We start from the raw sequence: 15,625 nt of genomic DNA, 5'->3' as shown, positions 1-15,625 counted from the left end.
CCTTTAAAAACAAGCTATTAGAGGCGTTTATAAAGCGTTTTGAGCTGTAATCACCCCGCTTAATCAAGGTAAATACAGCGATTAAAGTCATCAAAAAGGGGGGAGTGTCGTTTTGCTGTCACATCATTGAGCTAATATGACCCTGCTGCTAAAAATGCGAACGGGTTAGCATGGCAGCATGATTCATAGTTAGGTGTCTTTCATGCGATTTAATCCTTTTATTCATCACCGGTTTTTAACAAATGCGGTTATAGCGCTATTTGTGAGCGCTTTTATCCTCAGTGCATATGACGGAGAGCGAAAAGCGCTGGCCGACATATCATGGCTGGATATTGTCGGCGAGGGCGGCATTGTGATGATGACGCTAACATGGATATTTGCACTGCTCATTTCGAGACCCCCCGGAAAAGTCACCTGCTTTTTAGTGTTAGGGCTTGGTCTTTTTATGTTTTCGGCCTCGCTGGACTTATTTGATGAATGGTTACATCAGCCAACAAATACATGGCTAAGTCTGATTGAGTCTTTACCTGCCCCCATTGGTATGGTTTTCACAAGCCTAGGTTTGTATCAATGGCACCAAGAGCAGTTTGTGCTTAATCGTCAGTTAAAGCGCCGTGAAGCAATGCACCGTGAGCATGAATTAGTGTGCTCAATTACTGGGCTTTATAAAGCCGATTACTTACAAACGGTGTTAAAAGAGCAGTTGAATGAGTCGCAGCCGTTGCAACTTGCGGCCATTGATATTCGTGGATTTGCCGATTTTAATGCCGAGTTTGGTTTTATCGAAGGTGACAGGTTACTGCGAGAAGTCAGTGAGCTTATGATAATGAATTGTCGTCTTACTGATGTGGTATGTCGCTATGCGGGTGATTGTTTTATGGTGCTAATGCCAAACACCACCGCGTTACAAGGCAAAGAGCTGGTGGCACAAATATCTTCGGCACTGAGTCACTGCGCATTTAAGGTTGAGGGCGAAAAACACGCGAAGTTTCAGCATGCAACCGTTGCGTTAGTGGGCAGTGAGCAAGGAGATACAGCACACTGTTTGAGCGCGCGTTTACACGCCGCATTACAACAACAAAAACAACACAGAGTCAGCCATTGTGAAGCAGTATCTTAATCAAGATGATAAGTATCTAACCGCGCAAGGTCTGATTACGACTCTGGTAGAGCTTGCTCTAAGTCGCGGTATTGGTTTACATAAATTACTCAGAGGCACAGGGGTATTTGAGCAAGACTTAATGAGTGTACAGCATCAGTTTAGTCTCTCTCAGCAATTGCGTTTATTGATGCAGTTTAAGCTGTTAATGAAATCGGCCGACAGTGGCTTTTTGTTAGGTAGTCAACTTGCTAATGACACCTCGGTTGTGGCCCAAGGTGTTTTGCAAAGTTTGAGCATTGGTCAAGCTCTTAAGCAACTAAACGCCTTGCGTATGCAACTTGCACCGCTGTTATTTAGCCACAGTTATGTGCATAACGAGCAGTATTATATTGAGTTGCAAAATGCTGTGGGTCTTGATGATGAAATGAGCCAATATGTGCTCGAAATTTACAGTGCTGCATTTTATCAAACGCTTAAAAAAGTGGCTGGCGAGCGGGTGCCTTGTCAGTTTGATTTCGCTTATAAACGGGCAAGGCACAGCCAAGAGTATGAGCAACATTTAGGGCTAAACGTTGCGTTTGAACAGCCCATTACTCGCTGGGTATTAAGCAAACAAGCATTAAGGCTTACAAACCCTACCTTTAGTAGTTTTCGCTTTTCACAAGTTAACTCTCAATTGGCAACATTAAACACAGCAAACAGCACCTTTGTTGAAGCGGTGAGCAGAGTCATTTATCAAAACCCAGCGCTTAATTTAGAACAAGTCGCAAGCCAGTTTGCAATGAGCTCAGCGACGTTTAAGCGAAAGTTAAAAGCTCACGGTGTACGTTTTTCAGCGTTGTATGAAGAACAAAGTAAACGCAAAGCCATATACTTACTGGCTATGCGTGAACAATGTAATGAGCAGGTCGCAATGCGCTTATCGTTTTATGATATTGCTAATTTCAGGCGCGCGTTTAAGCGCTGGACTGGGCTTACCCCAAGTCAGTTGAAGGTATAAGCCGGTATTTCGTTATAAAGATTAATAAGGTATACAGCGAAAAGTTAATGCACATGACTGAGATGATACAAGGAAAAATAAATCAATGATGGGGCAGTTATTTTAATAAAGCTGCGTTAGACTGTTGTTATTGATGTATTTAACCGAGCTCTTAGATGATTGAGTATCCTGTTGATCAACTTCCACAACTCATTGATGAGTTGCTTCAGTGTGACACCACAACGCGAAAAAATAAGTTACTTGCCGACGCCAAAGAAAAACTGTCGACAGAACATCTCTCGCTGCTGTTTGAAGCATTACCCAAAGAACAACGATTAGAAATTTGGCAACTGCTTGACGAAGACACACAGCATGAAATCTTCATTAATTTGGGGGGAGACAGCTGTCGGTGGTTATTACAAAGTTTAGACGAAGCGCAAGGGTTTAAGTTACTTGATGAAGTGAGCGTAGAAGAGCTACTCGAACTTGAAGAAATTATTCCAGAGCGTTTTGTTGATTATGCGCGTCGCCAGCTTGATGAAGTACAAACAAAGCGTTACGAACTTGCTCAGCAGTATAACCCTGAGCAACTCGGTCACTGGTTAGACTTTGATGCGTTAAAAGTGTCAGAAAAGCAGACGGTGGCGGGCGCTCGTAAAATTTTACAAAAAGGCTTGCCGCAATACACCGAAGTAATTTATTTGGTAAGTCGTAAAGGCACGTTGATTGGTGAAGTGCCTGTAAATGCCTTATTTAAAGCCAATGATGCCGATACCTTATTAGAGCATGCAAACCTAGATACATCAGCATTACATGCTGATGATGACTTATATGAAGCGGCAGAGGTGGTGATCCACAGTGAAAAAATGGCGATGCCAGTGGTGAATGCCGACAATAAGTTATTAGGGCGTCTAGCGGTGTCATCGGCCTATGAATTACGCCAAGAAGTGACCGACGAAGCCGCTGCGAAAGCGGGTGGTCTACGTGAAGACGAAGACCTGTTCTCAAGTGTCACCAAATCAGCGAAAAACCGCGGTATTTGGTTAGGCATTAACTTAGCGACTGCATTTTTAGCATCTTGGTTTATTGGTTTGTTTGGTGCCACTATTGAGCAAGTCGTGGCACTTGCGGTATTGATGCCAGTGGTTGCGTCGATGGGAGGCATTGCAGGTAGCCAAACATTGACCGTGATTGTGCGCGGTTTAGCGCTTGGACAGGTTACCGACTCTAACCGCAGAGCTTTATTGCAAAAGGAGCTTAGGGTAGGGGCATTAAATGGCTGTGTATGGGCATTGGTGATTGGTGTACTCACTTATTTTTGGTTTAACGACGGGATGTTAAGTGTGACTATCACTATTGCTATTTTACTTAATTTAGTGGCTGCCTCGCTGTCTGGCGTTGTGATCCCGTCTATTCTAGATAAGCTTAAAATTGATCCTGCATTGTCTGGTTCTGTAATTTTAACCACGGTGACAGATATTGTTGGTTTTGTGACCTTTCTCGGGTTAGGAAGCCTGTTGCTACTATAAATCACAGTGAAGCCAATAGTTCTTCATACTTATTGGCTTCTATTTAACGGTATCAGTGGATACGTTGTTTACTTGTCTTGTGTAAAACTAAAAATCGAGACTAATAATTTTTGTATATAAAACGGATACTTAGGGTTAGAGCAGTCTACAATAATACGCAATTTAGCCAATTGGTATAATAAACACGCGATTGCAGGTTAAAATTATCAAACACGTCAAAAAGAACTGTCATAAAGTATTACTTTTTGTTATTTTTTTGGTTGTGTTCTCACTGAGATGTTAGTGAATGAAGAAAACGTTAACCTTATTGTTAGGCTTCGGCTGTTTTTATGCGGCCGCGTCTGAAAATTTTAGCGATCACGAGGTATATTGCGCTCAGCAGTCGCAGGTAAGCTGCTTAGACTTCATTGATCAGCAATTAGCCAGTGCGCAGCTTTATTCTGATAAATGGTATGAGATAAAGTCATACCAATTTGATTATTATTACGACAAACTGGCTTATCAAACGTTAAAAGACAGTACCGAACCTTTTATTGAAAAATCCGACTTACCCATCGTATTTCAAGTTCAAGTGTATTTTTACTATGCTAAATCAATGCACTATTTAGGTGACTATGAAACAGGTCGTAAATACGCAACGAAAGCCTTTGATAAACTGCAAGCCATTTATGACTCGTTTGGTAACCCTATGCGTATGGTCGAATTGGCTAACTTACAGCATGTGTTTGGCAACAAAGAAACTGCTTTGCATATTCTTGATAGAGCTGAGCGTCGTTTTGGTAAAAGTAAAGATCCTATTTTTCATTTTGAGCTGGCGTCAAACAAAGCAAATGTGTTCCATTCGTTAGGCGATATTGAGCGCGCTTTGGTTAGTCGGGTTTCTGCGGTTGAATGGATTTTGAAAACTGACCATAGCCGAAAAATATCAGTGGCAATGGGGAATCTAGCCCGCACTCATCAATTATTGTCACAATACGATAAAGCAAATCACTTTTATGTCGAGTCGCTAAACTACATGGACGCGAAGTCAGACCGACTTGTAATAGCAATCTATAAACTTCGTTTGGCACAAATTCACTGGCAAGCGGGTAACCGAGCTCAAGCTGCACATTGGTTTAAGCAAGTGCATAAAGAAGACATTCGCCCATCTCATGCCAAACTTTATACACAGCTCAAAACGCAGCTTTAGGCTTTATATAGTGTAAAAACACCCCGGTTTTTCAGTTTCATCCGGCGCTAAAATTTGCAAATGGGTCGTCTCACCTTGCTCCATCATTGGTTTCATAGCCTCATCAAATAACGTGGCAGCTTTTTCCATGTGCTTAGCTTGTTCATCTAACGCTTTGAAGTCGGCATCATGCGAGGCGATTAATTCATCAAGCTGTTTAGTTAGTTTATCTTGTTCTTTTAACAGACTTTTATTTATTCTAAGGTGGTTTTCATCTTCGACCACAGCTTTTTTTGTAATCGCTTCTATTTGCTGTGAATAGGCCGTGACTTGCTCTTCCATGTCGCTTAGTGGCAACTCCAGTGATTCAAGCTTTTCTTGTTCACGTTTTAATTGTTGATAGGCGGCAATTTGCTCGTTGTTTAACGTGCCTTCATGAACTTTTTTACAGTCTTTAAACGTGATAACACGGTAGTTGTTATCGTCAATAGTCGTGCTTGCGCTTGAAAGGCCAATACAGGCTGTGGTGGCTGCGGCTAATAGAGCTGATGTCGTAATGCGTACTAAATTCATGATGCTGTCCTAATGGGTTAAGTTATTAAGTTAGTCGCAGCAGGTCTGAAAAAAGTTGGTTACAAGCGAGATATTTTTACTCGCGGGCTTTACTTACAAAGTAGGACGCGGTGCCAGCCTAAGCCAGCACCGCTTATTTTTAGAAGCTATAGGTGATGTTTCCGTAGATAAAACGGCCATCTAAGCTATAAGGTGTGAATGCACTGTAGGTGAAAATTTGATTAAAGTCGCTGTAGCCTATATTGCTTACAGTATCTTGTGGATACTGATCAAATAAGTTGTTTGCGCCAACAGCAAATTTCCACTGTTCAGATGGGCGGTACGCGACTTCTAAGTCCGTGATCCATTTTGCATCAATGACTTCATCACCTTCTGGTGTGCTTGATGTATCCACAACTTCACCATAACGCGTAGCACGTAATGTTGTTTGAAAGTTTTCAAAGTCCCAGGTTGCCGACAAGTTCCACTTATCTGCTGGCGTGCCATCTTCAAAGCGGGTGATTTCACGGCGTGCAAAGTACTCGTAGCTGTCACCAAGCGCTTCCAGCTCAGCGGGGTTTTCTTTAACATGAGTCACTTCAGTATCATTAAAGTTAACAGCCGCACTTAAGCGTAAATCGCCGTAGCTTTCTAAGCCTAATGAATAGGTTGCAACAATATCAACACCTTGCGTACGTGAATCAATGGCATTGGTAAAGTAGCGAACACTTTGAGTATTAACTTCGCCTGCTTCGGCTAAAATAGCTTCTACTTCTGGGCCGCTTAAGTTTTCAGACAAGACGATACGGTCATCAATGTCAATGCGATACGCATCAAGTGTTAAACTAAAACCGCCTTGCGTAAAGATAAAGCCTGCAGTCATGTTGACTGATTCTTCTGCATCAAGGTCACGAGCACCCAATGCTTTTGCGGCAGGTTCATCAACAGGGAACAAACCAACTTCACTTGGAATACCATTTTCAAACACTGTGCTTACCGATTTATAAGACGTTTGTGCAAGTGATGGTGCTCTAAATCCTGTGCTGATTGCACCGCGTAGCGACAGTGATTCATTAATGCTGTAACGCGAAGCCAGTTTCGATGTAAAGGTACTGCCAAAGTCACTGTAATCTTCAAAGCGACCCGCAAGAACCACATTCCAGTCGGTTGTTAGGTACGTATCAAACTCAGCAAATACCGCGACATTATGGCGGCTCTTGTCGGTGGCACTTTCAGGTGAAAAGCCCGCTAAAACTTGTGCGCCACCCGCCGCAACAGGGTTGCCTTCTTCATCAAGTACAGTGATGTAAGAGGCTTTTTCACCTGCTTTAATTTGGTAGTTTTCGTGGCGATACTCTGCACCAATTGTCACAAATACATCGTCGGGTAAACCTAAATCAAGGGTATTGCTGGCATCCATGTTAACGAGGTATTGCTCGTAGACAAGCGCACCGTTATCAAACTCAGTTGGGCTATTTACACCCATTGAGGTGTTCAAGCTATTGCTTACCCCTAACGCAAAGTCATTACGACCATAATTGCTGCTTATATCCCATGCCCAGTCATTGGTTTCGCCGTTAAGGCCAATAGCAAATGAGTAGTCATCTACGTCGGTATCAATTTCTGGTAAGAAACCGTCTGGGTAAACCTCAGTTAAGTTACGAGAGTCTTTGGCACGACGGTAAAAACCCGCTGAGTTACCTTTACGGTTTGAGTAACTGGCAAATGAGTAAAGTGATAGCGAGTTATCAAACTCGTAACCTAGGTTATAAAACACAGCAATATCTTCGATATCAGCTTTACCAAAACGGTGGTTGTAGCGGTCAAAGTCGAATTCACGTGGGTCTAGGTTACCGTTTGCATCGCGGCTATATTGCTCACGCTGGTCAATACCTGAGCGGTTGGTTGGCTCGTTATTACGTGATTCAATTGAAATATTAATAAAGCCATTATCTGCAAATGAAAAACCCGCATTAGCGCTTGCGGTGCGTGAAATACCATCGTTTAATTTACGGTCAGCGCCTTTTGCAAAGCTTAAGTTGCCTTCGCTGTCTGTGCCTGTGCTTAATAACTCTGGCGAGCCTGCCATTTGCGTGTCGTACTCACCATAGGTGTAGCTTACACTACCGCCTTCATCGGCATCTTTTAGTACAATGTTAATTACACCAGCAATGGCATCGGAGCCATACTGTGCCGCTGCGCCATCACGCAGTACTTCTACGCGCTTAATCGCAGAGGTAGGAATATTATTTAAATCAACTGCCGTTGAACCACGACCCACTGTGCCACCTAAATTTAATAGTGCACCCGCATGACGGCGTTTACCGTTGACTAATACCAGTGTGTGATCAGGTGCAAGGCCACGTAATACAGCAGGTTTTGCGTGGTCTGTACCATCAGCAAGGGTCGCACTTGGGTAGTTGAAGCTTGGTAATTGAGAGGCCAGTACTTGGCTAATTTCAAGCTGACCTGTGCTTGCTAAGTCGCGGCTTGTTAATAAATCAACCGGTACTGTACTTTCAGACAGGCTACGTAAACTACGACGTGTGCCCGTCACTGAAATAACTTCAATGTCTTTTGCTGTATTTTCAGCAGGTTGCTCAGCAGCGATTGCAGTCACTGATGCAGCAAGCGTACTTGCAATTGCAAGTTGCAAAGGTAATTTGTTGAATAATGCCATTGTTGATTCCCATCTGACTTATCTATTTTAGCGCAGTGTAAAATGCAAAGTGGGAACAAACAAATAATATTAAAGTATAGTATATGCGTAACCAATACGACTTGTTAACTAGGTTTTTAGTTTGTTAATTAAGTGTTTATAGGCTCGTGCTAATTTTATTTCTGCCTTCTGTCTTTGCACGATATAACGCGGTGTCGGCTGCACAAATTAGCGCTTCTGATGTGCGATATTGATTATTATATTCACATGCAATACCTTGGCTTACACTTATTCTAAAGTCGCTCGGTAAACCAATGTCGGTAAATAGCGTATTATTTATTTTAATTTGAATATGTTTAGCGATGGCCTCTGCGGTGTCTTTTTGGCAGCGAGGTAATATAATGGCGAATTCTTCGCCACCATAACGCGCAGCTAAACAATCGCGAGAAGGCAATGATTCGGCAATTATACTCGCGACTTTTTGTAAGCATTTATCGCCTTTAACATGACCGAATCGGTCATTAAATAATTTAAAATAATCAATGTCGATTAATATAGTACTAATCGCTTGATTAGTTTGTACGCTTTCTTGCCAATGTTTTTTTAATGACTCTTCTAATGTAAGGCGGTTTGCAAGACCGGTTAAATGGTCAGTGGTGGCTTGTTTAACTAAGCGATTATATTGCTCTTTGTGTGATGATAAATCATGTAATACACAAATAAATAAGTTTTCTGCAATAGCTATATTTTTTGGCAAGCTTGAAATACATAAATCCGCTTCAAGGGTTTTACTATCGGCACGGTTAATTTTAACTTCGTTTGGCCCAAGGCTAATGGGCGAGTCTTTATGATCTAACCAACTGAGTAGGGTATACATGTATTTGTCACGGTCGGTGTCGTGTAGGTAATGTAACAGGTTTTGACCGATTAACGCTTCTTGGTTATCACCTAAAAGTTGTGCCGCCATCGGGTTTGCAAATTCAAATGTGCCTTGACCATTAATGATAAACACTCCCTCAGGAATGTTCTGAAACATTTGTACAATTAGTGCAAGTTGCTCTGAATTGATAGACTGCGACAGTGTATTTTTCGCTTCTGATTTAGCAGTGTTTGGTTGTTCATTTTTGTTAGTAGACACGTTCGTTTCCTTTTTGCCGATGCAAACGATTTTGGTGTCTATAAAGTTACTTAAAAAAGTGCAAATTAACCTTCCGGTAATCTTCTGGTTTTAAGTTATTGTTTATAAGTAGTAAAAGGCTCCTTGATGGAGCCTTATGTGGGTGTTGTTTAGTTTTCCTTTTCATTGTTTACTTGCGGATCGGCACTTTCATAACTTATGCCATTGCACTCTACAGTGAAAACCATACATGCTTTACCGCTATTCTCATCAGAATCTGAAATCTGAATCGTTTGGCCATTATCAGTAACAGAGTGGTTAAAGTCTTGCGCACATTCGCCCTCAATATTTGAAAAGTTAGCACCTGTAAATACAAATCCTGCTGCACTCGTTGTTTCATCTAATGTATAGATACCTAGGCTGTTTCTTTGGTTAACAGTACCGCCACCAGAAACTTGCTGACCGTCTTGGAAGTATGTAAATACAGCTTCATTTTCAGTGTTAAGTGAAACATTCACTGTAAAATTGTAAGTTTGATTTTCGCTCATGTTTTTCCCTTTAATTTTTATAGTTCAAAGTTAGTGATACCTAACTCAATCAGTTTGTTTTTTAGTGTATTGATTTCACTTTCTTTATTTAAGCAAGTATATGCTTGAATTAGGGGGTAGGTCATTTTAATGCTTTTACTACCATTATTGTTTTCTTCGATTGTATTAATAGTTTCTTGGCATGCTTGTTGTTTTGATATTTTGTCTTTAGCGAGCTTTGCTTTAATTAAATTAGCTTTTATTAGTGCAGAGTTGTTTTCTATTTTGCTAGTGTCAGATATTCTCTCAATAAAATCTGAGTTGCTTTCTAGTTTTAATAGTAGCTCTTCAGCTTCATTTAAAAGGTTTCGATTTATTAAATAATGAATCACACCTATTTGAACGTTTATTAAAGTCGTATCTGAAAATCCCTGTTCATCAATGTAACTTAAAACTTCTGGTACTCTGTCACTTGTTTTACTTTTATCTAATAGCATTAATTGATATGCAAGCGTTCTATAAAAAGTGCGTTGAAACTTTTGATTTTTTGGATCTTGGATCCTAGCTCTATTAATCGCATTAGTTGCTTTTTCTGCTTTTAAAAATGCCGCTCTCTTATTTGGGAAGTAGCTCAATAAAAAGCTTTGTTGCATATAAGTGTTTGCTAAATAATTATGTAAGCTTGCATCATTCGGTGACGTTTCAAGCATGTTGACTAGTTCTTGAGTGGCTTGTTCAAGCAGTTCGAGAGCTGCGTTTAAATTACCTAGCCTTTCTTCTGTGGTTGCAATCCAACTAATGGTGTCTGTTTTATCGCGTAATAAATTTTTGTTATTAGGTTTTAGCTCAAGGGCTTGGTTTTTAAGTTTTAAAGACTCAGTAAAGCTCTGCTTTGCGAGTGCGTAATTAAACTGCTTTAAATACAGTGAACCCAGTGAATTGTGTGAGTAAGATAGCTCCATAATCGAATTAAAGTCATTAGGGGCAAGCTGATACATTTTTTCGCTGTAAGCCAAGTAACGTTTAAACATTGGTTCAGTAGCTAGGTAATTACTTTGCTCATAAGTTAAGTTACCAAGCCAAAAAGCATTAGCCCCTGCAAGCATTAAAACATCAAGGTTGTTGGGTTGAATTTTTAGTAAAGATTCTAGGCGCGTTCGCGCATTTTCAAAGGCGGTGAAGGCTTCGTCGGTTTTGCCGCGCGAATAGGCGACTTCGCCCATGGCCTCTAAGGTTTGAGCGTATTGAAAGCGGTTATTAAACTGAGCTTGTTTATCGCTAAAGTCAAACAACGAGGCAGCTTCTTCGTCTTGATTGGAAAAATACTCAAGAGCCTTATTGCTAATACCATCCAGTAAATCCATACGATTAACGCTTCTGAGTTTGTCGGCAAATTCACCGACCATAAAACCCAATAAACTCTCAGCTTCTTGGCGTTTTTGTTTTGCTACTTGCTCTGCATGGTAGCTGCGCACGCTCATAAATGTGGCAATAAAGGTTAAGCAAACAAGTGCAGCCACCGTTATTTGTAACACGCGTTTTTTACGTTTCGCTTTATTGCTAGAAGCTTTAATTAACGCTTGTTCGTCGCTTGATAAGCTAAACATAGGGTTTTTAACTAGGCTGTGTGCTTCTTGCAGCGGTTTGCCTTGGGCTAATAAAAAGTCGCTGTGTTTTTGTTCAAGCAGCCAACGCTCGGTAGCTAGTTGCACGCGGCTCTTTATTGCTAAGCTTTGTTGGTGTTCTTGCACCCAATCGATAGCGCGTTGCCAATGGCGCAGCAACGCTTCGTGGGCAAGGCTAAAACAGGCTTGCTCATTTTTAAGGTGCGATACAAACAAACGGCTGTCGACCATGGCCTTAACAAGCTTGGTTGCAGCAGGGCTGGTTAATTCGCTCCAACGTGCTGCGCGGCTGGTGAGTGTTTCGCCATCTGGGTTTAGCGTGATCAGCTTTGAAAGGACTGCGGCAAGTTCAGTTTGTTGTTCTTTGGGTAATTGGCAAAATACCTGTTCGGCTTTTTGACCGATGGCTCCTTCGATGGTGCCTAGGGCTTGGTATTCAGTAAACAGCAGTTCGTTGTCTGGGCTGCGCTGCAAGTAAAGCTGCTGCAAGGTGTATTGCAGCATTGGCAATGCATCTGGGTTATTGGCAGTATCGTTACAAAGTTGTTCATCAAGCGGTGTGTGATGCTCTGGGTGATGTTGCCAACTTAAGCCTGCTGCCAGTGCTGGCAAACGGATCATTTGCTTAAGCTCAGAGCGCGTTGGCGCTAATAAGTCAAAGTGTGCGCCATTGGCTTTACCTGCCATTAAACTTGGTTGACTCACCACTTGTGGGTAAAAATCATTACGACAAGCGCTAAAAATGGTTATACAGTCACTGGTTGCTAAGCGCTCAATAAGTGCTAAAAGCTGGTTGCGCTCGTCGTCGCTAAACACCGGTGATGACAATAGCACTTCGAGCCTGTCGATAAATAAAAATAAATAGGGCGTAGTGTGCTCTGTATTTAGCGTTGCAAGGGCTGCTTTACAACGGGTAATAACCTGTTCTGGATCTGTTAATAACAATTCAGCCAGTGTATCGGCGCTTATATCGCGAAGTACAGGTGCGTCGTTTATTTCTAAATCGAGCAAGGTTGAGGCTAAATCAAGGAGTAAACGCTCTTTACTCACATCGGCAAAGTCGAGTTGGCAGTAACTGTGTACTCTAATGCCATCGTAGCCATTACTCGACATTAAAGCGGGCAATACACCTGCGTTAACTAACGACGATTTACCTGAACCACTGGCCCCCAATATTAAGCAAAACGCGCGACCAAACTCTATTTGAGCTGACACTCGCTGTAACAAGGTGGCAATTTGTTTGTTACGGCCAAAAAACACATCGGCTTGCTCAGGTGCAAACGCACTTAAGCCAACAAAAGGTGAGTCACCTTGCCAACTGGTTTGGCTGGCTTTTTGTTCTTCGTTGAGCACAAAGTTGATTTCGGCAATAACGCGGTAACCGCGTTTACGAATGGTCTCGATGTACTGCGGATCACTGGCTTTATCGTCAAATGCTTTGCGTAGCTGCGTGATCACTTTATGTAGCGGGTTATCGCCAAGCGCTACATTTGGCCAACAGTGATTGATAATTTCATCGCTGGTTAACAGTTCACCTTGTTTTTCGCATAGCAGCAATAATACATCCATTGCTTTTGGTTCGATGTGTTTTACTTGCTCGCCACGTCGTATTGAATTTGTGCTGGGGGTAACTTGCCACTCACCAACGAAAAACAGCGCCGTACTCATAGTATTATCTTCTTTTTATTAAAATTAATCGACTGGACCGATTTTGTTCATGCCACGCACACTCTTGATTAATACTATATTATGAGATTCACGGCAAGTGCGTTGCCTTTTTTGAAACAAAAAAATCAACATATCGAGTGTATATACGTTTTTATAAAGTGTATTTAACGTAAGGACGAAGAGATATTTCGGGATGAATAAAAAGAGAGTAGCAAGTTGAAGGAGGCGTTTTAACACCGAATGGTAAGCCATTCTTGATTAAACGCCATTCCTTCTACGCGATATGAAATCGCGGCTACAAATTTGACTAACTGGTTAACTTTCAACGCGTAATTTTTTCATTTGTATTGCGCTTAATGACCACATCATAAAGCCGCCTAAAAAGAGGGCTGCCGAGACATAACCCGTTTGACTGGGCAATGCACCTTGGGCAATGGCCATACCACCAAGCCAAGGGCCAATGGCATTGGCTGTATTAAATGCGCATTGTACGAGTGCACCTATCATGGCATGGCCTTGTGGTGATACATCCATTAATAGTGATTGAATAACAGTACCCAAACCAACACTAAAACCAATAAAGAAAATCACCGTATAAAGTAGCCAAATATTGTGGCTGGCACTGACATAACTTGCTGCAAATACGACGGCACCTATAAGTGCTGCCCCTGTGGTTTTTAGTGGTGAATGGTCGGCTGCCTTTCCTAACACATAGTTGCCTAAGGTGCAGCCAATACCAAACATGATCATAGCGATTGATATCGTGTAAGCGGGCGTATGAGTCACAATTAAAATAGTGTCGGCAATGTAAGTGTAAACACAAAATACGCCGCCAAAACCAATAATAATGATGCCTAAAATAGTCCATACTAGCTTGTTTTTCAGCACACTTAATTCATCTAGAATTGAAGTGGGTGATGAGTTCTTAACGTTTGGTACGTATTTTACAATTAGCACTAAAGCAACAAGAGCAAGCACTGCGGTGCCAGCTAAACAATAGCGCCAACTAAAGTTCTGTCCCACTAACGTCACCATTGGTACACCCACGATGGTCGCCACGGTTAAGCCCATAAATACTTTTGACATAAAGCTGGCACGTTTGTCGGCAGGGGCAATGTCGGCGGCCAGTAAAATAGCGGCGGCAAAATAGGCTCCATGGGGCAAGCCACTTAAAAAGCGAAATAAAATCAATTGATCAAGAGAATGTGAAAAAGCACTTAAGCCATTGAATAAAAACATCATAGTAACAAACATAAGTAGGGCATTACGTTTTCGCATATTGGCTGTGGTGATCATAAAAAGTGGCGCACCCACCACCACACCAATAGCATAGGCGCTAATGGCATACCCACTTTGTGCCGGAGTTGATGAAAATGTTTCGCTAATAAGTGGCAGCATTGGCATCATTGAAAACTCAGAGAGGCCAAGAATAAATGTTCCTAAGGCTAATACGATTAAGATTGTAAAGGTGCTTTCGCGGCCTTGAGTTTTGGTGACGTTAGTCATGTAACTCCTTTAAAACATGTTTTAAGAGAAATAGAAAATGCCAGAACCATGTTGCGTTCTGATGATAAGAGGTGCTATGCGCTATTGTAATACAAATAAAATAGAGTAAACCAGCACTTTTTGGAACGTTCTATATTAGTTTGCTATAACGAATAAAGTTGAACTTCTTAAGGCTGAGCATTTCAAAATAAATACAAATATAAATCCCAACTATACTGTGTATATAGACTTGGCTTTGGAGGGAGTGGCAATGGAAAAGATATTCGCCTGTATTGATGGTTCAACTATCACCAGTGCAGTGACAGAGGCTGCTATTTGGATAGCCAAACGTACTTCGCACCCCATACGTTTTTTACATGCGCTAGAGCCTCCTTTGCAACAGGGTAGTGATGACCTAACGGCGATTATTGGCTTAGGTTCGCAAACATCATTACTTGAACAGCTTGCCAAACTTGAACAAGAGCGCAATAAAGTCGCTGCTCAACATGGCCACTTACTGTTAGAGGAAGCTGTAAAGAAAGCTGAGCATGCAGGGCTGACCGCTGTTGAAAAACAACAGCTTTCAATGAGTTTAGTCGATGCGTTACTGACACACGAAGACAGTGCCAGAGTAATGATTATTGGCCGCGCAGGAAAAGGACACGGTGATAATTTTAAGATGCTAGGGTCGCATATCGAAACCTTAATTCGTCAAGTTCATACTCCTGTGGCAATTGTGCCGCCGCAGTTTCATGCCCCCACTAATTTTATGCTGGCTTACGATGGCAGTGACAGTACTGACCAAGCAATAAGCCAAATTATTAAAGGGGGGATTTTAAAAGGCTTAGGTTGTCATTTAGTCATGGTCGATAAGCATGATGGTCATTGCCAAGATAAGCTGGACATCGCATCGGCACGCTTAGCAGAGCATGGGTTTAATGTGAGAGCACGCATGCTCGATGGCGATGTATATGAGGCGTTATGGCGTTATAAAAGCGACCATGCCGTTGATCTTATGGTGATGGGGGCATTTGGTCACTCTAAATGGCGACAATTCTTTTTGGGCAGCACCACATTAAAAATGCTTGAAGATAGCCGTATTCCGTTGGTGGTATTACGCTAGTATTTTACGTATTTTTTGTATTCTGTAAGTTTTGACTGCGCAGCGGGTGCGACAATATGTCACGTGTTCAGCCAAATTAATGCGTTTTATA

Annotated in this window: 11 protein-coding genes; 5 read left to right on the top strand and 6 right to left on the bottom strand. The window is 41.8% G+C overall.

Features of this window, described 5'->3' with window-relative positions:
* Positions 1–202: 202 nt before the first annotated feature.
* From IT970_RS11090 to IT970_RS11075, 4 genes are all read left to right on the top strand, one after another.
* Entirely contained in the window at positions 203–1,120 is a 918-nt protein-coding gene (locus tag IT970_RS11090) for a GGDEF domain-containing protein (protein WP_036966826.1), read from the top strand.
* Positions 1,104–2,102, top strand: coding sequence for a helix-turn-helix transcriptional regulator (locus tag IT970_RS11085; RefSeq protein ID WP_118844492.1), 999 nt, complete (start codon positions 1,104–1,106; stop codon positions 2,100–2,102). The genes IT970_RS11090 and IT970_RS11085 overlap by 17 nt, the downstream gene beginning before the upstream one ends.
* Before the next feature lie 155 nt (positions 2,103–2,257).
* The gene (locus IT970_RS11080; protein ID WP_036966832.1) at positions 2,258–3,610 is read left to right on the top strand and encodes a magnesium transporter; all 1,353 of its coding nucleotides are present in this window, start codon (positions 2,258–2,260) and stop codon (positions 3,608–3,610) included.
* A gap of 286 nt (positions 3,611–3,896) precedes the next feature.
* A complete protein-coding gene (locus tag IT970_RS11075) occupies positions 3,897–4,799 on the top strand; it encodes a tetratricopeptide repeat protein (RefSeq protein WP_074988987.1) in 903 nt (300 codons plus the stop codon).
* Positions 4,800–4,802: 3 nt separating this feature from the next.
* Here IT970_RS11075 and IT970_RS11070 read toward each other — a convergent pair whose 3' ends face one another.
* The 6 genes from IT970_RS11070 to IT970_RS11045 form a co-directional block, all read right to left on the bottom strand.
* Positions 4,803–5,351: a hypothetical protein gene (locus tag IT970_RS11070; protein ID WP_036966838.1), complete on the bottom strand. Its 549-nt coding sequence runs from the start codon at positions 5,349–5,351 to the stop codon at positions 4,803–4,805.
* Between the two features lie 139 nt (positions 5,352–5,490).
* On the bottom strand, positions 5,491–8,010 hold the full coding sequence (locus IT970_RS11065; RefSeq protein WP_196857331.1) for a TonB-dependent receptor plug domain-containing protein: 2,520 nt from the start codon (positions 8,008–8,010) through the stop codon (positions 5,491–5,493).
* 136 nt (positions 8,011–8,146) lie between these two features.
* Positions 8,147–9,127, bottom strand: a complete 981-nt coding sequence (locus tag IT970_RS11060; protein ID WP_075593759.1) for a GGDEF domain-containing protein — start codon at positions 9,125–9,127, stop codon at positions 8,147–8,149.
* Between the two features lie 149 nt (positions 9,128–9,276).
* Positions 9,277–9,654, bottom strand: coding sequence for a DP-EP family protein (locus IT970_RS11055; protein ID WP_036966844.1), 378 nt, complete (start codon positions 9,652–9,654; stop codon positions 9,277–9,279).
* 17 nt (positions 9,655–9,671) lie between these two features.
* Entirely contained in the window at positions 9,672–12,926 is a 3,255-nt protein-coding gene (locus IT970_RS11050; protein WP_196857330.1) for an nSTAND1 domain-containing NTPase, read from the bottom strand.
* A 315-nt stretch (positions 12,927–13,241) separates the two neighbouring features.
* A complete protein-coding gene (locus IT970_RS11045) occupies positions 13,242–14,432 on the bottom strand; it encodes an MFS transporter (protein WP_196857329.1) in 1,191 nt (396 codons plus the stop codon).
* A 250-nt stretch (positions 14,433–14,682) separates the two neighbouring features.
* Between IT970_RS11045 and IT970_RS11040 the strand changes: the two genes are divergently transcribed.
* Positions 14,683–15,534 (top strand): universal stress protein, encoded by an 852-nt coding sequence (locus tag IT970_RS11040; protein ID WP_196857328.1) that lies wholly within the window; start codon positions 14,683–14,685, stop codon positions 15,532–15,534.
* Positions 15,535–15,625: the final 91 nt, after the last annotated feature.

Source organism: Pseudoalteromonas sp. A41-2, from assembly GCF_015767615.1.
GTDB lineage: Bacteria > Pseudomonadota > Gammaproteobacteria > Enterobacterales > Alteromonadaceae > Pseudoalteromonas > Pseudoalteromonas lipolytica.
This window is presented reverse-complemented; position numbering and strand designations above follow the sequence as displayed.

Excerpts from the sequence above, each read along its gene's own strand:
- IT970_RS11090 (WP_036966826.1), top strand. The coding sequence starts at position 203 with ATGCGATTTAATCCTTTTATTCATCACCGGTTTTTAACAAATGCGGTT.
- IT970_RS11080 (WP_036966832.1), top strand. The coding sequence starts at position 2,258 with ATGATTGAGTATCCTGTTGATCAACTTCCACAACTCATTGATGAGTTG.
- IT970_RS11075 (WP_074988987.1), top strand. The coding sequence starts at position 3,897 with ATGAAGAAAACGTTAACCTTATTGTTAGGCTTCGGCTGTTTTTATGCG.
- IT970_RS11070 (WP_036966838.1), bottom strand. The coding sequence starts at position 5,351 with ATGAATTTAGTACGCATTACGACATCAGCTCTATTAGCCGCAGCCACC.
- IT970_RS11065 (WP_196857331.1), bottom strand. The coding sequence starts at position 8,010 with ATGGCATTATTCAACAAATTACCTTTGCAACTTGCAATTGCAAGTACG.
- IT970_RS11055 (WP_036966844.1), bottom strand. The coding sequence starts at position 9,654 with ATGAGCGAAAATCAAACTTACAATTTTACAGTGAATGTTTCACTTAAC.
- IT970_RS11050 (WP_196857330.1), bottom strand. The coding sequence starts at position 12,926 with ATGAGTACGGCGCTGTTTTTCGTTGGTGAGTGGCAAGTTACCCCCAGC.
- IT970_RS11045 (WP_196857329.1), bottom strand. The coding sequence starts at position 14,432 with ATGACTAACGTCACCAAAACTCAAGGCCGCGAAAGCACCTTTACAATC.
- IT970_RS11040 (WP_196857328.1), top strand. The coding sequence starts at position 14,683 with ATGGAAAAGATATTCGCCTGTATTGATGGTTCAACTATCACCAGTGCA.